Source organism: Ciceribacter azotifigens, assembly GCF_048159625.1.
GTDB lineage: Bacteria > Pseudomonadota > Alphaproteobacteria > Rhizobiales > Rhizobiaceae > Allorhizobium > Allorhizobium azotifigens.
Genome location: NZ_JBLQTA010000003.1, coordinates 1 through 16,968 on the forward strand (window position 1 = coordinate 1; position 16,968 = coordinate 16,968).

Genomic DNA, 16,968 nt, shown 5'->3' on the forward strand with positions numbered 1-16,968 from the left:
CATCCTAATTGACGCTGCGTCTCACCTTGTTTGCCGCGCTGCACTGCGCATTCACCGGCTCCCGGATCTCGGAGATCACTCAGCTTCGCAAAGAGGATATTCGCACTGAGAACGGTATCACCTACATTCGAATCACGCCGGAAGCGGGAACCGTCAAGAATCGCCAGTTCCGGGACGTGCCGCTGCATAGCCAGGTCATAGAGAAGGGATTTCTGAAGTTCGTCGCGGCATCGTCGGACGGCCCGCTGTTCTACCCACCAATGAGAGGACCGCGCAAAGCTAACCCAGCCCAGACCGTCTCAGGTCGTATATCGAACTGGCTGCAGAAGGCAGGCGTCATTCCCCCAGGAGTGCGGCCTAATCACGGCTGGCGCCATGCGTTCAAAACGACTGGCCTTGATATCGGCATCGATGGGCGGGTGCTGGATGCCATCCAGGGACACTCACCACGGACTGCCGGGGAAAACTACGGCAACGTGTCACTTTTGGCCAAGAAGCGGGCGATCGATCAGTTTCCAGCGTTCGACATTTAGTTCCGTCGGCCGATTAGCGACCATGACGTAAGCCTGTATAAATGTCGTCGTTCGACGACGCTGACTTAACCCGTTCTTTACAAAAAATTGACGAACGGACTGCAAAGCGGTTTTTTTGTCGAATATGCAAGTCGCACGTAAAGATTTCGCGCGATCTTAATTTAGCGGTTTCGTAACATGGCGAGTTCGCTAAGCTGGGCAATCCCGAAAGAGCGACTTCGCCCTGCCGAGTATTGCTCAACCACATGGAGCAGATCGCAGCTCAGTCCGTCGCGGAGATGACTAGGTGATGATCGCTTCAGCATTCTTGCGAACCGATACCGGGCGCGAACAACGTTGAGATTTCGCTCCGTGCTCAGCCTGGGACTACCTCTGTGATCTCCGTTGCAACTGGAACCACTGCATACCTGTTTAATCCCAATATGCACTATCGTACATTGATCTCGTCGCGAGAGCGATGACAGCGTGATCGATGGTCCACACTATCGGTACGACTTAGGGGTGATCGGCGATCTGTCGATCACCTCCCCTTTTCGCCGTGCCGCAGGAGATAGTCGCCGACAGAGTCGCGAAGTCCTAGGAAAAACAGACGCAGCCATGGGAATGCCGCCTGGTGCCGAGACTACCTCTGGCTTGAATACCCACCCTGCCGGGAGCCCGCTCTCTCGAACTCCAGATGCCGATCTGCCTCTCAGCCGATCTGCTCCGGCGGCAGCTCAAGAGTGAGCCTTTCGTAAATCATGGTCCTCGGCCGCGTCATTCGCTCACTGGCGGCATCTGTGTTACTTGGGAACGTCTTTGTCAGAAGCTGAATGACCTCATCCGTGTGGAACTGGGCCAGATGCATATTCACCATCTCACCGATGTCGCAGGAGAGGACCCCGGCGAGCCTCTGGCAATCTTCCATCTTGAAGTTTGTCCTGCCGTCCAAAAGAAGCGTGAGCGCCAATCGGCTGCGGATACCCATGGCCTGCATGAACTCGTCTTTCGACATTCCGAGCTCTTTCATTCTTTGCTGCACGAGTTCCGCCAAGCTTTTACGCGCCTGCTGGAAGCAGCTTGTTCTTAGATAGCGCATATCCCGCCTCCGACGAGACCGGCTCATTCGCGGTCGCGAGGCAATCTTGCTCAACTCGTCGGAAAGCGAAATCATGACAATGGGCTAATAAGCCAATACTGATCACTCAATGTGAGAGAGCCCGCTGGTTCGCATTCCCGCCATCGCGAGAAACCGACATGCAAGTCAGCGGACCACGGGCTGAACCTTTTCCCACCCTAGCATATGCTCGTTCTTGTCGAGCCAGGCCTTGCGCCCCTGCCAGTCCGGCAGCACGCGCCCGACGAGGTCCCAGAACTCCGGCTCGTGGTTGCGGTGCTTCAGATGGCACATTTCGTGGACCACAGCATATTCCAGCACCGGCTTCGGAGCAAAGATCAGGTGCCAGTTGAGGTTGATCTGCCGGTCCTGGCCGCAGCTGCCCCACATGTGCTTCTGGTCCTTGATCTGCACGCCGCGCGGCTTCAGTCCATGCCGTTCGCCATGCCGGCGGGCAAAATCGCGGGCGTCGTCGCGCACGCGGCGCTTCAGCCAGAGCCGGAGTGCGCTCTCGATGATGGTGTCGGATGACTCGGGCGACAGATCGGCTGGCTTGCGGATCTGGAAGCCGTTTCGGAAGCTGACCTCGACCAAGGAGCCTTCGAAAGGCTCGATGGTGAGCCTCGCCATCCGCCCACGATAGGGGATCTTGGCGCCGGTCACGAACTGGTAGACGCGCGTCTGCGCCTTGGCGCGTTCTGCCATGTGCTGCACGGTCTCGATGATCCAGGCCCGCCTGCGATCCAGCACGGCGCTGATCTGTTCGTCGGTGGCGCTCTCCGGGACCAGGAGTTCGAAGGATTTCGGGGTGACGCTGAGGCTTGCCTTGCGAGCTCTGAGCGAACGCCGCAGCGAGTATTCGATTTCCTGGTTGCCGATGCGATAGACGGCCACGTCACTGCCCCGCGAAATGCTTGAGCGCGTAGGCCTCGATCTCTTCCGGGATTTGGCGGAACTGCGTGAGGCCAGCCTCGTGCGCCATTGAGCGCACCTGCTGGCGCAGGCTCTTTCGCAGTCCGTCCTTCTCCCACCAGCCTGATGGAGCGGTGACGGGGTCGGTGTAGAGGCCTTCCAGCCGGATCGCCAGATCCTCGCCCTCCGGCCCCGAGGTGAAGCCGTTGAGGATCTGCAGGATGCCATAGGCGCCGGGAGAAAGACCTGCCTCGACGTGCGCGGCATCCTCGGCAGCGATGTCCTTCGCCAGCTCTTCCGCTGCCTTCAGCTTCTCCGACCAAGAAAGCTGCGCGCTTTCGAGCTTTTCCAAAAGCTGGCGCAGGCGCTCGGAGAATTTGCCATATTGATGCGGACTGTCGTCGATCCGCTCGGTGACGGTCCGGCGCAGCTCCGTCGTCTTGCGGATCGCCGCAGTCATCAGATCTTCCTCGGTCTTGGCCGTGGGGTCAAAATCCTCCCAGAACTCCGGATCGGTGATGTGGCGCAGCTTGACCGTCACGCTGAGACCCGTCGCCTCAAGATGCTTCTCCAGCATCTCGCGGATCTTCTCGCTGTAGTTCATCTGGTCGAAGGCCTGGCGCTTCTCGAAGTGCTGCGTGCCATAGAGCAGGAAGTTGGCGACCCATTTCAGATCGGCGGTAAACTCCAGAACGCTCGGGTCCGGGCTCAGCGTCTCGTAGAGCGCGATGAAGCTGCGGGCCTTGGCCTTGAAGTCGAACCACTTGTCCTCCGTGCCTAGTAGCTTCACGAAGGCATCGTATTCCGCCTTCAGCGCGTCCTTGTCGCTCGCCTTGCGTTTCAGTGGCTTCATCAGGACTGCCACGGCAGAATGCGCGGCGCGCAGTTGATTGCGCAGATCGTCCAGGTCGCGCATGGCATTCTTCACGTCATCGGCGCGGTAGGAAGAAAGCGCCTCCTCAAGATGGCCGGAGACGCCAATGTAGTCGACGATCAGCCCATTGCGCTTCCGGGCGTCAGAGACGCGGTTGGTGCGGGCGATCGCCTGCAGCAACCCGTGCTCCTTGAGCGGCTTGTCGAGATACATCACGCTCTCGATCGGGCAGTCGAAGCCGGTCAACAGCTTGTCGCAGACGATCAGGAACTGCGGATCGTCACCCTTGCGGCCAAAGGCCTTCTTCGCCAGCTTTTCCGCCTCGGCATCCAGATAATGCGCCTTCAGCTCGGTGCGGATCGCCTGCTTGTGGGCGTCCTCGCTTGGCTTGCTGTCTTCCTGGTTGATCGAATAGACACAGGCCGACATGGCGTCGGCGCGGGCGAGCGCTTCGGTGGGCTCCAAGCCTTCGGCTTTGAGATCCTCGGCAATGACCTTATTCAGCGCCTGCTTGTAGAGGATTACCGCCTCGCGATCGATGGCGACGATCTGGGCCTTGAAACCATCAGGGTGCGCATATTGCTTGAAGTGGGTCCAGATATCATAGGCGATCAGCTCGATGCGGCGCGGATGCTTGACCAGATCCTCGATCTGCACGCCGCGCTTCTTGATCTCATTGAGCTTGTCGTCGTCCAGCTCGGCAAACCAGGTGTCGAACAGAATGTCGATCTTGGCCTCGTCGATATGCCAGTCAGTCTTGCGACCGGTATAATAGATCGGCACAGTCGCGCCATCGGCTACTGCGTCATCGATGCCGTATTTGTCGAGATAGCCTTCGCCCGGCACGCCGAAGTTCTCATAGGTGTTCTTGTCGTCCTTCTTTACCGGTGTGCCGGTGAAGCCGAAGAAGCGGGCGTTGGGCAGGGTGGCGCGCAGATAGGCGCCGAGATCCTTTTCCTGGGTGCGGTGGGCCTCGTCCACCATCACGATCCAGTTTTCGGAATTGGCGATCGCCTCCTTCGAACCCTGGAACTTGAAGATGGTGGAAAGCGCCGTGTGCCCGTCTTTGCCGCTGCGGATCAGCGCGTGCAGATCCCTGATGCTCTCGATCGCCGTTGGGTTCGGCAGACCGCAGGCGACAAAGGTGCCGCTGATCTGGGAATGCAGATCCACCCGGTCGGTCAGCACCAGAATGTTCGGATTGGTCAGCGCCTCGGACTGGATTGTCCGGTGCGTCTTCAGCTTTAGCACAGCAAACACCATGGTCAGCGATTTACCGCTGCCCTGGGTGTGCCAGATCAGCCCCTGCCGGTGCTTACCTTCGATCACGCGCTCGACGATGCGGTTGACGGCGCGGAACTGCTGGTAGCGGCAGATCTTCTTGATCGTGCCCGTCTCGGTCTTTTCGAACACGACATAGTGCGCGATCAGGTCGAGCAGACGGCTCGGCTCCAGCAGGCACCAGAGACCCTTGGCGAGCGTATCGGGAAAATCGGCCTCCAATTTCGGCCACGGGTCGCGCCACTCGGCGAAATATTTCGAGCCGGAGCCGGTCGCGCCATAGAGCACCAGCGCGCCGTCGGTGACGATATTGAAGACATTGGAGAAGAACAGGCGCGGAATGTCCTGCTCATATTGCCTGATCTGCTCGAAGGCCTCGCCGGTCTTGTCCTTCACATTCAGCGGGCTTTTCGCCTCGATCACAACAAGCGGGATGCCGTTCACATAGACCACGACATCGGGTTTGCGCGTGTTCTCCGCCTTCACCCTCAGTTGATGCGTCACGGAAAACTGGTTGTTTCCGGACTCCAGAAAATCGATCACCCGCAGCGTCTGCCGGGTTTCCTGGCCGGTCACCTTGCGGGCATAATCGCCACGCAGCACTTTCAGCCAGGCCTCGTTGTCGCTGATCGCCGCAAGCTCGCCATAGGCGGACTCGGCAGACGCGCGGTCAATCCCGTTGATCCGCATCAGCGCCTCGATCAGCTGCGGGCGAAACAGCACCTGGTTGTCGCCCTCGCGCAGGCTGGTGTGATCAGCCGGCGCCACGAAGCCATAGCCCATGGCCTTGAGATGCTCGATCGTGGGACGTTCAGCAAAGTGCCATTCGGGGCTCTGGCTCATGGGGCGCTTACTCGGCTGCCATGGGCAGGGCGTCGGTGACGCGTTTGCGGCCGGTGAGGAGGTCGGACATCAGGGCGGATTTGAGCACCGCCAATTCAGCCAGCGAAGCTTCGTTGCCATCAAGCGCATCGTCAATTGCCATCATCTGTGACGCTATTCGCTTCTGGGTTGCTACGGCCGGAAGAGCAATTTCCAGCTCTTTGAAGAACGGAAGGCCGATAGTCTTGATGGTGCTGCCTGCGGCGATCCGTTCGAAAACAGGCTTCATATTCAGAAGCCAATAGTAGAGGAAGACGTTGTCCAACATTGGACCGCAGGTCCAAGAGATGAAATGCTGGCTCACCGCCATCGGAACTCTCATAACGCCAACTCTACCAACCGTCGCGTCGCGAGAAACGAAGACTGTTCCAGCGGGATGGACTTCTGCGGATGAATTCGTGATGCCCAGCTCTGAGATGTTGGCTGCCGTTGTGTCAATATAGCGCCGGTCAAGTGCCTTGGTATCCTGCAGGGATACCCAGGCGATGCCGCCATTCCAATATTCGTTGAACTTCTTGCTTGGTGTGTGGCCGCTGCCTCGCCGAGCAATGTCTTCAAGCCTTGTGAGGCTATGATCGGCAGGTAAGCCTGCGTCGCTCCAATTTCCCCGGTGAAAAAGCGTTCCCAAGGCAGACTGCTTAACCTTTCTCGTCTGCTCGATCACCGCCCGCGTTGCCGCAATGGCCTCATCGACGTTGGACAGGATCTCGGCGATCCGGCGCTGTTCGTGAAGTGGAGGAACAAGAACCTGCTCTTTGGTTGCCTTGTCGCGATTAAGTCCTGGCACGCCTGTTGCTTCGTTAAGACGCTCCAGAGATGCGAATTTCAGAAGATAGGTAAGCCACCGCCAATCGCTGATCTCTCTTTGAACCACAAAGTAAGTAGTATCGATTGGCCAGAATTTTCCTTCGACGTAAAAGACGCCCCCAAGAGAGCCCTTTCGGGAAATCACAATGCTGGGTCCGGCGGCTGCGGCTTTATCGTGATATCCGACAACACCGCTTGAGCCAAAGACCGGAATTGGGCCGTGCGTTCGCTCTGCACTGGCAAGGGCCTTGCCATATTCAAGCTTTATGAGGTCTCCCAGTTGAGACCGTCGCCACCCCTCTGGCACCTCACGCGACATAACCAAGCTCCCGCAGAAAGCCCATCATCCGCGCTTCCGCCGCATCCCGCTCGGCCTGCAGCTCGACCAGCTTTTCCACTTCCGCCGCGACATCGGCCTGCTCCGCCTCTTCGCCCAGATGCACATAGCGGCTGATATTGAGGTTGAAATCGTTCGCCTCGATCTCGCTGACCGGCACCACCCGCGCCAGCCGCTCGGCATCGGCAAAATCGCCATAGGCCTTTGCCAGCGTCGCGACATTCGCCTCCGACAGATGGTTTTGCGCCTTGCCTTCGACGAACTGCTCGGCGCCGTTGACGATCAGGATCTGGCCCTTGCTGGCTGATGGCTTCTGTTTGCGCAGGATCAGGATGCAGGCCGGAATGCCCGCGCCGTAAAACAGATTGGGTGCCAGGCCAATAACGGCCTCGATGAGATCGTCGCGGATCAGCCCCTCGCGGATCTTGCCCTCGGCCCCGCCGCGAAACAGCACGCCATGCGGCAACACGACGCCGCAGATGCCATCCTCCTTCAGGCTCGCCACCATATGCTGCACGAAGGCGAGGTCGCCATAGGATTTCGGCGGGCAGCCATAGCGGTCGCGGCCATAGGCATCGCCCTTCGACCAGACATCATGGCCCCAGCTTTTAAGCGAAAAGGGCGGATTGGCCAGCACCCGGTCAAAGGTGCGGATGGCCTTCACGCTGTCGCCCGTCAGGTGTTTCGGCTCCAGCAGCGTATCGCCCCGCGCCACCTGCGCGTCGTCGATATCATGCAGGAACAGGTTCATCTGGCAGATGGCCCAGGTGTTGAGGTTCTTCTCCTGACCGAACAGCGACAGGCTTTTCGGGTTCTTGCCTTGACGCTCCAGATGATGCACCGCCTCGAGCAGCATGCCGCCCGAGCCGCAGGTGGGGTCGTAGATCGACATGCCTTCTTCGGGCTTCAGGCATTCAACGATCAGCCGCACGACCATCTTCGGCGTGTAGAACTCGCCACCCTTCTTGCCGGCGTCATCGGCAAACTGGGCGATCAGATATTCGTAAGCCTGGCCCAGCACATCCGGCTCGACATCGGACTTGCGCAGTCGATAGGTCTCGAAATGCTGGAGCAGCTTTTCCAGCATGGCATCCGGAAAGCGCTCCTTGTTGTTGAAATCGACATCCTGGAAGACGCCACGCAGCTTCATGTTGGCGTCTTCAATGGCGCGGAAGGCGGCGTTCAGATGCGAGCCGATATCGGTCGTGTGCTTGCGCACATCCTTCCAGAAATGGCCCTTGGGGATATCAAAGCGGTGCTCGTCCGGATCGGCGGCAAGATCGGCATCGTGATAACGCGCCAGCCGCTCCTCATACTCCTCCTCCCAGACATCCGAGAGGCGCTTGAAGAACAGAAGACCGAAAATGTAGTGCTTGTAATCGCCGGAATCGATCGATCCCCGCAGGATATCCGCCGCCCGCCAGAGATGGTTTTCCAATTGTGAAAGGGTCAGTCTCGTCACGTTATGCGTTCCTCGTCAGTGGCGACGCCAGCCTAGCAAATCGCAGCGTCGAGACAACCTAGCCGGACGACAGCGAAGACGCGAACGGAATCTCCGTTGCCTATCCTCGCGCGAGGTCCGCTGCCGGGTTGCCTGTGAAGTGATCAGACGGTCGGCAATGCGACGGTCATTGCAGCGTCAAATTTCAAGATCAACCAGAAAAATAAAATGAAAATATTCTCCTTTGAGCCATCAATATCGAGGCTTAGAATATTACTAAGTTGACCTAACCATTGAAGATGCTGCTCCTCGCATATGAAATACCGCATGTCATGCCCCACTCCTTTCAATTCATCTCTGGTTTTTGGTCACGCCACTTACCTGCGCAGTTCGACCCGGTGGCATGGATCGTCGGCTGCTCAGATCCGGCCCACGGAGCGATCCAGACGTCGTGGCCGCGTTCATTTTGTAACCAGTCCGGCAGCATCGGTCGGCGCGCCATGGCCGGTAGCGCAGGAGCTCTCGCCCCCGACACCCGTCGGTCATCCAGTTACATACAAATCCCCTTCAACTGCTCCGATGGACTCTGAAGCCCTCCCCGTTCTTGAGAAGCCCTACCTCACCCGCGTGACGGAGTGGCTGAGGACACAGCGTGAACTCGAGGCAACAGGGCGGAAGAAGAAGCCTCGCGGACGACTGGTGGCGCGACAGCGACAGGAGAGAACGTTCCGTTCTCTGACAAGGGCCTGGCGACGGCTCTCGGCAGAGGAACGCCAGGCTCGTGAGAATGACTTCATCCTCCGCAGCGAGGCAGTCGCGTGGTCGCTGAACCTCGATAAGGAAACCGAGCGTCTCATCCGAAAAGTCGAACGTCCCGCGAACTGCCTGGCCAACAAGATCCAACGGCTTGCCAAGGCGACGACCGGAGCCAAGCTCCCGATCATGCTTGTTCTAGAAGAGACCGAGGAGGGCCGCCTGCATGCCCACGGCGTCGTCATTCTCGAGAACTGGGCCAGAGACACGGTGAGGAGCTTCATCGACCTGCTGAAGCGCGCCGGCGGCCAGATCGGCGGAGCTCGCCAGGTCGCACTGCGCAGGCTGTTTAGCGCGAAAGGTTGGAGAAACTACATCACCAAGGTCATGCCGCGAACGATCGCAAACCTGGGTAGCAATAGCGTGACCTACACCAGCCGCGAGATCACCTGCCTAGCGCGAGAGGACTACACCAGAGAGCTCGAACGACAGAAGGCTGTGCGCAGTCGCAGGGCTGCGGCGCGCAAACGGCAATCGACCGTTTTGACTGGCTCACAGATATCTTACATCTCGCTAACTGGTGCTCGAGCCCGGCGGGTGCGCGGCGCAATCAAACGGCCGATCTGCGGCAGCAGAGACCCGGAGATTGCCCTTTCCGCTCGACGTTACCGCACGGAACGCTTGCATGACCTGCTGCGTTCAAGGCGCCGACACAGCGCACAGCAGAGACTACCGCGGTTCGGCTCACGGCCAACATACCGCGACTTGTCGACATCTGGCGGATATGACCAGAAAGCGAAGGAGTGGTTGGAAGCCAGGATGCCTCGCGGCGAACCTCCGAAAACATCGCAGAGCTATGACCGGTTGTCACCAACTAGCGACGATCTTTTGCGAGAGACGTACAGTCCTGTCGCGCTCGAGTCGACGACAACGTCTCGCATGATCGTTCTGCCACACACGAGAAGCCGCGTCGGTCATCCTCGCACCTCGAGCCCTTCATAGGGCGGTAGCCTGCGCCACGCTCCGGGCTCTCTCTCCGCGACCGGTCTACTTCCCAACTACTACAGCACTGGCGGCAACAATGGCGGGACTGGTTTGCTTATTCCAGACTCAGGATCTTCACTGGCGCGAAGCTCTCGTAGGTCTTCAACCCAGAAACCATTCCCTTTGAACTCCTAGGGTTACCGACAGCGCCCTTCAGCCAGCACTCTCTCTTCGACCTGACGTAAGTGAACGCAACGCAACGCCTTTCATCAATACAGGCAAGCCGGCAGGCGAGCGGCGTTTTCACGGAAGGTGCAGGATGGCGTGAAAGGTCACCGCCGGGCAGGTCGATGTCCTCATAGAGCGCCGTCTGCGGATTGATCGTTGCGAGCGTCATCGCGCTCGGATCGCTCTCGGCAGCACTCAGAAACCGACCGGAGAATGCAACGCTGTTACCATCGGCACGACCGGCACTCGCCTTGAGGAAGCAGTTCGGTCCTCTCTTAATCTTCGGGTTGACGTTGAAGGTGAACGCCTTGCACTGCCCGTCCATGGCCAGGCAGCTCTTGGCGCACTCAACGGCATCTGAGACGCGAATCGATGAAAGGTCGTCTCCGAACAGATCCAAACCGGTGTAAATCGCGATTCGGTTCGGACGCTTCGTGAATTCCTCGAGCGGTGAGAGTTCGCCCTGGGGAGGATCGTTGGTAGTCCCTGGAAAACGATCAGTGTCCTTCGTGGCGACTGACGGTCCAGCCGATTTCTCAGTGGAGGAAGGCTCACTATTCGGCAGCACGGGCGCCGCTGGACCTTGCTTCTCGGCGACCGTTACAGCGCCTGCCTCCCCCTTGCCGTCTCGATTCAGCTTGTAGCGCTCGATCTCCTCGTGCGTGAAAACATGCATCTGGTCCGGCGGCGTCTTGAACATGACGTGCATCACCTCCATCGGCGTATCGAACCGGTTCAGCACCTCGAGAATGTCGGAGATGGCGAGCTGCGCGCCAACCAGATCGGGTGACTCCGACGAGATCTGATGAACACCCAGCTCGCCATCGACCTTTCGTTCGTTGCCGGCCAAGAAAATGTACGAGCATGCTGAATAGCATCTGCTGTTCTTCGAGATGTATGTAGCAAGCTTTCGCTGGTGGATGTCATCGGCGATCAGAAGCCCCATCTGCACATCACCGCCGGTACTGTTGAGCGTCACCAGCCGTGCATTCGGCGCAGCCTGCAGAGCGCGCCGAAAGTTCAGTGAGCACCACCATCTATCACGCCGTCCAGCGAGATGATCTCCGGCTTCGCGTCATCGACGGTGAAGGGACCGAACGTTTTCTCCACAGCAGATGCCGAGCCGCCGGCCGCCGCGAGCAACATGGCACCCACCAGCCTGCCAACAATTGAACGTGTAGTCTGACGCATAACCGAGCCCCCGCTGTGGCTCATCAAACATCAAGCATAATCGGCTGGCAAGGCAACGACATCGACATGATATCAATGGAAGATTGCGGCTCAGATCCGATGTCCCCCGCGGCTCCGTCGTACGACGGGCAAATAGCCTTTGGTTCCGACGCGAGAACCGGATTCGCGTTGTGCATGCGACATCATATGGGATATATGTGAAAGGGTAAGCAGTTGTAAGTAAACACTTATTTACTGCGCGCCCACGAGCACGGAGGGCGCATGAGCAGGTTCACAAGAGAGGCTGTTATTCAGCACATCGCGGAAAGACATCCGAAATGCCCTGATTTCGCTGTCTCCTTTTTCGCCGAGGAAGTTGCGAGAAGAACTTGGAACGATGCTCCTCTCGGCATGGCCGTCGGCATCACGATGCAAAACACCTTGCGTCATCTCATGACCGACTACGACCAGCTTTTGTTATGTGGTATTGATCGCGAGGAGGCACGGCGTCGCGTTCAACCCAGAATCAATGCGATGATCGCGCAATGGTCGGGGCCCAAGAGGAAACGAAGATCGAAGCGCCGCACTGGGTCCGAATCCAGCGCATCTGAGTAACAAATTTTTGCTCGTCACAATGTTACAATTTCATATGTAACACATTGTTTTTATTTAGGTCATCGAGATTTCAAATCTCTCTAGCAGCACCATTTTCCCCTATTTAAATCCCAAGACTTTCCTCCGCGGCGCCGTCCTTCCAGCACGCGTGACGAAAATGCCGCAGGCTCAACGCTCTCGCACCATTGGCGTGCGCTGCGACGATACCTACATTTGGTGCGACTGCGCTGAGGCTGTGTTGCCTCTTGACGATCTCCGGACGTTCAGTGAAAAACAGCGTGGTCCCGCGGCCCCGGTTTTCCGGCCGCTGCGGCCGAACCTCTGGTGCCGGGCCCCTCTGGCGAGAGTTTACGGCGCTCTCGTGATGTCGGTACCGCCAGCAAGATGAGCCGGCGGATTCAAAATCATGTCTATTTTGACCATGCCTCACCCGCATGCCTGCGTCGCCAGTGCATGCCGCCTTCGGCAATTCATATTTGACATTCACTCCGGGAGGGCGAGCCTGTGAACGCAAACCCCGCCCCAAAAGGAATGCTCGACTACTTCAAGTGGGCCTTCGTCGCAACAGTCGTCGGCCTCGTACTCGGCGGCTGGCTCGGATGGCAGTCCTCCGGCACGATCGGCGGAATGGCCACGGTCTTCTTCATCTGCGCCGTTCTCGCGGTACTTGAAATCTCGCTCTCCTTCGACAACGCGATCGTCAACGCCAACAAGCTCAAGGACATGACCCCGGTTTGGCAGCATCGCTTCCTGACCTGGGGCATCGTGATCGCCGTCTTCGGCATGCGCATCATCTTCCCGCTGGCGATCGTCGTGATCGCCGCCGATCTCGGGCCGGTCGAGGCCTTCCTGCTCGCGGCGCGGGAGCCGGCCGAATATGCGCGCATCATGAACGACGCACATCTGCCGATCGCCGCCTTCGGCGGCACCTTCCTGATGATGGTCGGCCTCACCTACTTCTTCAACCACGAAAAGGACGTGCACTGGATCGACGTCATCGAGAAGCACATGGCGCGCTCGGCGACGATCAAAGGCATCGAGATCGGTCTTGTGCTCTTGATGATCCTGCTCTTCTCCTATCTGCTCGAAGGGGCGGAGGCGGTGACCTTCGTCTACTCGGCGATCTACGGCCTCGTCGCCTTCCTCGCTGTCGAGGTGATCGGCGGGCTTCTCGACGCCTCGCAACGGACGATGACGGAAGCGGCGAAAGGCGGCCTCGGCGCGTTCATCTATCTGGAAGTGCTGGATGCGAGCTTCTCGTTCGACGGCGTCATCGGCGCCTTCGCGCTCTCGCAAAACCTCTTCGTCATCGCGATCGGCCTCGGCATCGGCGCGATGTATGTCCGCTCGATGACGATCATGCTGGTCGAGAAGGGAACGCTCGCCGAATACCGCTACCTGGAGCACGGCGCGTTCTACGCAATCCTGATCCTCTCGGTGATCATGTATTGCCAGACGATGCTGCACATCCCGGAAGTGGTCACCGGGCTCGGCGGAGCAGGGCTCATCGGCATCTCGCTATGGTCATCGATCCGTTACAACCGGATGGAGCACCTGCGCGAGCGTGAGGCGGTCGCCGAAAACATCTGACGTCTGTTCGCGAATTGCGGCCGCCCTCGCGGGCGGCCGTCCTGTCACTGATGTCCAATCAGCCCACGCTCAGCCGCAGGCGTTGCGCGCATAGACCTTGCGGTCGTCCTGCTTCAGGACCCAGCCCCGATAGGTTTTCATCTCGACCTCGCACCATATGGTCGTGCCGTTCTGCTCGACGCATCCCACGATCTCGAGGCATTGCCCTGCCTCGACGCGCCCGAGGACGGCACCCTCGGTGCCGGGCATGGCGCGGACATTCATGCGGGTCACCATGTCGATCGATGTAATGCCGGCCGCGACATCGGGCGCCCCGATGTCGTTCGGCTGGGCGCAACCGCCTCCCGCATAGGGCAGGCACCCGGCCTTGCCGGCGGCGGGCTCCGGCTCAAGCTCCGGCTGCGGCTCGGCCATCTCGGAGTGCACGACCTGCAGGGTCTCGCCATCCAGCGTCATGCCGACATAGATGCCGGGCTGCTCCTTGTCGGCACGGGCGACCTGTTCGAGACCGGACGCGGTAGAATAAAAGATGATGGAGCCGTCACCATTGTTCATCGAATACCCGGAAATCGCCTTCAGGTTTTCCGGGCAGGCGGAGTCGTGCTGCGTGACGGCAAAGACGCCTTCTGCCACCGGATCCTGGCCGAACGAGATGCGGCAGGACCCTTTCGGAGACGTCACGCTCCACAGGTCGGAAGCGAACGCCGAACCGGACGTGGCGAGGAAAAGAAGGCCGGCGGCAGCCGGCAGGAGGCGCGACATCGGCATCGAGACAATCCTTCTTGAGGTTGCAATCCCGGTTGCCTATGGGCGACCTCTCCGGCGGTCAACGCCGGATATGGACGATGGACGAATCGGCCCAATCTTGGCCGTTCTCGTAAGGACAGACGACCACCGTCGACACTCAACGCGCAGCTGCAGGAGAGATATAGGCCAAGTGCCCGGTTCCGTGCCATAAACGGCCGGTACCGAAAACAGAAGACCCGCATGCCGCACCGCATCAGACGACGCACAAGCCGGAAAGAGACCGGCGTAAAGCCTGTACGGCCCGAGAGGAGCAGCCATCTCCTCTTCGGTGTCCTCGTCGTCGTCATTCTCTCGACCATCGTCGCAACCTTCCTGTTGGCGAACGACATGTACCATCTGAGGTCGCTGGCACGGCGCTACGGACTGGACCGACTGTTTGCTGAACCGTCGGGGACAGAGGCGCCCGTCGCGCTCAAGGGACGGCGGCTGGATCCCGTGCCGGTCGAAATCCCCCGATACTTCTTTACCGATTTCATCGAGCCCGCAGCAGGCGCCTTTGTCCGCGAGATCCGCGTCCGCGGACCGGCTCTCTGCGCTGAGCTGAACCGCGTTGGGCTCAAGAATCCTGGCTGGCAACCGAGCGAGTACGATGGGCGCACCTCCGAATGCCTGTCGGAAACGCGGTTCGCCGCCCCCGATCCGGCCGGCGTGGAGGCCTCGCTGTTCTTCATTGCCAAAGGCACACCCGAAGGGGAAGTCCGTTCGATCCGTATGAAGCTCGTCGCCCCCGCCGGCATGCCGGGCGAAACGGCACAGGCGTGGCTCGTCGGAGCGTTGTCGGAGATCATCGACCGCACGACCTGGCGCGACTTTGCACCGGCAATCGACGCTGCACGGCAGCTCACCGACTATTCCGCGATACGCTTCGGCATCTCGGTTGAGTTCAGCCGCGACTTCGTGATCACCGACGGCTACAATTTCATCCTCGCGCCGGACGACCGAAGTCCGCTCGTCCGGAGGACGCGCGCCTATTTTTCTCCCGACGGATGGCTACCGCTCAGACCCGGTGAACCGCGGCTGCCGGAGGCTATCATTCGCCACTGGCGAATGTCGGAGGCCAAACCGGCGAAGACCGGGCGCGCTGCAGCATCGCCACAGTGAACGCCGGCATTTTGCCGCTAAGACCTCGCCTCCACTTGAATATATATGGATACGTATATATTTTTGCTGCGATACGGGAGAAATGCTCCTTCGGTCCATCTCCCCCGCTGCATCCGCTATGTGAAAGGAAGCTTTATCGTGCATATCCGCCCCGTCACCCAGAATTTCCACGTCTCGGGCCAGTTGAAGCCGAGCGACATCGCCAAGGTCGCCGAAGCGGGCTATGCCGCGGTGATCTGCATGCGTCCCGACGGCGAGGGCTGGGGCCAGCCGAAGTTTTCGGCGATCGAGGAGGCAGCCCAGGCGAGCAATCTTCCCGCCTATTACCTGCCGGTCGGTGGCGGCGTGCCGATGGAACAGGCAAAAAAACTGCGCGCCCTGCTCAAGGAAACCGAAGGTCCGATTCTTGCCTTCTGCGCGTCCGGCGCGCGGTGCGCCGGGCTTTACCAAATGGCGCAACAGATCGGCGGCTGATCTCGCTTCGTCGGCCCGTGGCCGGCTTCAGGTGCTTTCGGTCAGCGCTCGTTGCTGGACTTCGCCTCTCTCCAGGCGCCGCTCCCAGTCGAGGGCGGTGCGGACGATGAAATCGAGATCGTCGTGGTGCGGCGTCCAGCCGAGTGCCGTGCGCGCAAGCGTCGGATCGGCGACGATGAAGGCGGCGTCGCCGGGGCGCCGCGGGCCATAGGAAATCTGGAGCGGGCCGCCATTGCTGCTGCCCGGCTCGCTGCGCACCCGCCCGACGGCTTCCAGCACCTCGAGCACCGAGTAGCCACGGCCGTAACCGCAGTTCGCGGTGAGGGATTCGCCGCCGTTCCTCAGATATTCCAGCGCCTTCAGATGCGCATCGACCAGGTCGCTGACATGGATGTAGTCGCGCACGCCGGTGCCGTCGGGCGTCGGATAGTCCGTTCCATAGACATCGACTTTCTCGCGCTTTCCGAGGGCGGCCTCGCAGGCGACCTTGATCAGATGAGTCGCCTTGGAGGTCGACTGGCCGGAGCGGCCGGCGGGGTCGGCGCCGGCGACGTTGAAATACCGCAGCGCGGCATATTTCAGCCCGTGCGCCCGCGCGGTATCGCGCAACATGATCTCGCTCATGAGTTTCGACTGGCCGTAGGGGTTCTCCGGCCGAAGCGGCGCGATCTCCAGAACCGGTTCCGGCTTGTCGGGCGTGCCGTAGACCGCAGCCGTCGAGGAGAAGACGAAATGGGGCACCGAAGCCTTGACCGCGGCGGACAGCAGCGCGCGGGTATTGCCGGTGTTGTTTTCGTAGTAGGAAAGCGGATCGGCGACGGATTCCGGAACTACAATGGACGCGGCGAAGTGAATGATCGCCTCGATCGCGTTCTCCGAGAATATCCGTTCGAGCAAGGTAACGTCGCCGACATTACCCTCGTAGAAGCGAGCCTGGGGTGGAACGGCCCAGCGAAAACCCGTCGACAGGCGGTCGATCACCACGACCTCGTAGCCCGCATCGATCAGCGCCCAGACCATGTGGCTGCCAATATATCCCGCACCGCCGGTCACCAGTATCGCCATCGTCGCTCTCTCCCTCTT

General features: G+C 59.8%; 15 protein-coding genes. 6 read left to right on the forward strand and 9 right to left on the reverse strand.

What is annotated here, in order from left to right; translation table 11 throughout:
• The first annotated feature begins 26 nt into the window (after nucleotides 1-26).
• Nucleotides 27-533: a tyrosine-type recombinase/integrase gene (locus tag ACM6UT_RS05140; protein WP_416796293.1), complete on the forward strand. Its 507-nt coding sequence runs from the start codon at nucleotides 27-29 to the stop codon at nucleotides 531-533.
• A 691-nt stretch (nucleotides 534-1,224) separates the two neighbouring features.
• Here the strand turns inward: ACM6UT_RS05140 and ACM6UT_RS05145 are convergent.
• The 5 genes from ACM6UT_RS05145 to ACM6UT_RS05165 form a co-directional block, all read right to left on the reverse strand.
• The gene (locus ACM6UT_RS05145) at nucleotides 1,225-1,611 is read right to left on the reverse strand and encodes a helix-turn-helix domain-containing protein (RefSeq protein ID WP_416796294.1); all 387 of its coding nucleotides are present in this window, start codon (nucleotides 1,609-1,611) and stop codon (nucleotides 1,225-1,227) included.
• 165 nt (nucleotides 1,612-1,776) lie between these two features.
• Entirely contained in the window at nucleotides 1,777-2,523 is a 747-nt protein-coding gene (locus tag ACM6UT_RS05150) for a M48 family metallopeptidase (protein WP_416796295.1), read from the reverse strand.
• A gap of 1 nt (nucleotide 2,524) precedes the next feature.
• Complete coding sequence (locus ACM6UT_RS05155) at nucleotides 2,525-5,539, reverse strand: type I restriction endonuclease subunit R (protein WP_416796296.1); 3,015 nt, start codon at nucleotides 5,537-5,539, stop codon at nucleotides 2,525-2,527.
• Nucleotides 5,540-5,546: 7 nt separating this feature from the next.
• Entirely contained in the window at nucleotides 5,547-6,704 is a 1,158-nt protein-coding gene (locus ACM6UT_RS05160) for a restriction endonuclease subunit S (protein ID WP_416796297.1), read from the reverse strand.
• Complete coding sequence (locus tag ACM6UT_RS05165; protein ID WP_416796298.1) at nucleotides 6,694-8,184, reverse strand: type I restriction-modification system subunit M; 1,491 nt, start codon at nucleotides 8,182-8,184, stop codon at nucleotides 6,694-6,696. Before ACM6UT_RS05165 ends, ACM6UT_RS05160 begins: the two co-directional genes overlap by 11 nt.
• A 558-nt stretch (nucleotides 8,185-8,742) precedes the next feature.
• Here ACM6UT_RS05165 and ACM6UT_RS05170 point away from each other — a divergent pair.
• The gene (locus ACM6UT_RS05170; protein ID WP_416796299.1) at nucleotides 8,743-9,918 is read left to right on the forward strand and encodes a hypothetical protein; all 1,176 of its coding nucleotides are present in this window, start codon (nucleotides 8,743-8,745) and stop codon (nucleotides 9,916-9,918) included.
• A 97-nt stretch (nucleotides 9,919-10,015) separates the two neighbouring features.
• Here ACM6UT_RS05170 and ACM6UT_RS05175 read toward each other — a convergent pair whose 3' ends face one another.
• Both ACM6UT_RS05175 and ACM6UT_RS05180 read right to left on the reverse strand, forming a co-directional pair.
• Nucleotides 10,016-11,107 (reverse strand): PAN domain-containing protein, encoded by a 1,092-nt coding sequence (locus ACM6UT_RS05175; protein ID WP_416796300.1) that lies wholly within the window; start codon nucleotides 11,105-11,107, stop codon nucleotides 10,016-10,018.
• A 41-nt stretch (nucleotides 11,108-11,148) separates the two neighbouring features.
• Nucleotides 11,149-11,274 (reverse strand): hypothetical protein, encoded by a 126-nt coding sequence (locus tag ACM6UT_RS05180; RefSeq protein WP_416796301.1) that lies wholly within the window; start codon nucleotides 11,272-11,274, stop codon nucleotides 11,149-11,151.
• 306 nt (nucleotides 11,275-11,580) lie between these two features.
• Here ACM6UT_RS05180 and ACM6UT_RS05185 point away from each other — a divergent pair, with 306 nt between their 5' ends.
• Both ACM6UT_RS05185 and ACM6UT_RS05190 read left to right on the forward strand, forming a co-directional pair.
• On the forward strand, nucleotides 11,581-11,913 hold the full coding sequence (locus ACM6UT_RS05185; RefSeq protein ID WP_416796302.1) for a DUF2293 domain-containing protein: 333 nt from the start codon (nucleotides 11,581-11,583) through the stop codon (nucleotides 11,911-11,913).
• A gap of 504 nt (nucleotides 11,914-12,417) precedes the next feature.
• Nucleotides 12,418-13,503, forward strand: a complete 1,086-nt coding sequence (locus tag ACM6UT_RS05190) for a DUF475 domain-containing protein (RefSeq protein ID WP_416796303.1) — start codon at nucleotides 12,418-12,420, stop codon at nucleotides 13,501-13,503.
• Nucleotides 13,504-13,572: 69 nt separating this feature from the next.
• Here the strand turns inward: ACM6UT_RS05190 and ACM6UT_RS05195 are convergent, their stop codons facing one another.
• Nucleotides 13,573-14,271 carry an SH3 domain-containing protein gene (locus tag ACM6UT_RS05195; protein WP_416796304.1) on the reverse strand — a complete coding sequence of 233 codons (699 nt, stop codon included), beginning with the start codon at nucleotides 14,269-14,271 and terminating at the stop codon, nucleotides 13,573-13,575.
• A 219-nt stretch (nucleotides 14,272-14,490) separates the two neighbouring features.
• On the opposite strand from ACM6UT_RS05195, the gene ACM6UT_RS05200 reads away from it, so the two are divergent.
• Both ACM6UT_RS05200 and ACM6UT_RS05205 read left to right on the forward strand, forming a co-directional pair.
• Entirely contained in the window at nucleotides 14,491-15,411 is a 921-nt protein-coding gene (locus ACM6UT_RS05200) for a DUF6030 family protein (RefSeq protein ID WP_416796305.1), read from the forward strand.
• Nucleotides 15,412-15,549: 138 nt separating this feature from the next.
• The gene (locus ACM6UT_RS05205) at nucleotides 15,550-15,885 is read left to right on the forward strand and encodes a protein tyrosine phosphatase family protein (RefSeq protein WP_165351216.1); all 336 of its coding nucleotides are present in this window, start codon (nucleotides 15,550-15,552) and stop codon (nucleotides 15,883-15,885) included.
• 27 nt (nucleotides 15,886-15,912) lie between these two features.
• Here the strand turns inward: ACM6UT_RS05205 and galE are convergent, their stop codons facing one another.
• Nucleotides 15,913-16,950: a UDP-glucose 4-epimerase GalE gene (gene galE, locus ACM6UT_RS05210; RefSeq protein ID WP_416796306.1), complete on the reverse strand. Its 1,038-nt coding sequence runs from the start codon at nucleotides 16,948-16,950 to the stop codon at nucleotides 15,913-15,915.
• Between the last annotated feature and the right edge of the window lie 18 nt (nucleotides 16,951-16,968).

What these genes read in the sequence shown, in the direction of transcription:
- ACM6UT_RS05145 (WP_416796294.1), bottom strand. Translation starts at nt 1,611, where the DNA reads ATGCGCTATCTAAGAACAAGCTGCTTCCAGCAGGCGCGTAAAAGCTTG.
- ACM6UT_RS05155 (WP_416796296.1), bottom strand. Translation starts at nt 5,539, where the DNA reads ATGAGCCAGAGCCCCGAATGGCACTTTGCTGAACGTCCCACGATCGAG.
- ACM6UT_RS05160 (WP_416796297.1), bottom strand. Translation starts at nt 6,704, where the DNA reads ATGTCGCGTGAGGTGCCAGAGGGGTGGCGACGGTCTCAACTGGGAGAC.
- ACM6UT_RS05170 (WP_416796299.1), top strand. Translation starts at nt 8,743, where the DNA reads ATGGACTCTGAAGCCCTCCCCGTTCTTGAGAAGCCCTACCTCACCCGC.
- ACM6UT_RS05180 (WP_416796301.1), bottom strand. Translation starts at nt 11,274, where the DNA reads ATGTTGCTCGCGGCGGCCGGCGGCTCGGCATCTGCTGTGGAGAAAACG.
- ACM6UT_RS05185 (WP_416796302.1), top strand. Translation starts at nt 11,581, where the DNA reads ATGAGCAGGTTCACAAGAGAGGCTGTTATTCAGCACATCGCGGAAAGA.
- ACM6UT_RS05195 (WP_416796304.1), bottom strand. Translation starts at nt 14,271, where the DNA reads ATGCCGATGTCGCGCCTCCTGCCGGCTGCCGCCGGCCTTCTTTTCCTC.
- ACM6UT_RS05200 (WP_416796305.1), top strand. Translation starts at nt 14,491, where the DNA reads ATGCCGCACCGCATCAGACGACGCACAAGCCGGAAAGAGACCGGCGTA.
- galE (WP_416796306.1), bottom strand. Translation starts at nt 16,950, where the DNA reads ATGGCGATACTGGTGACCGGCGGTGCGGGATATATTGGCAGCCACATG.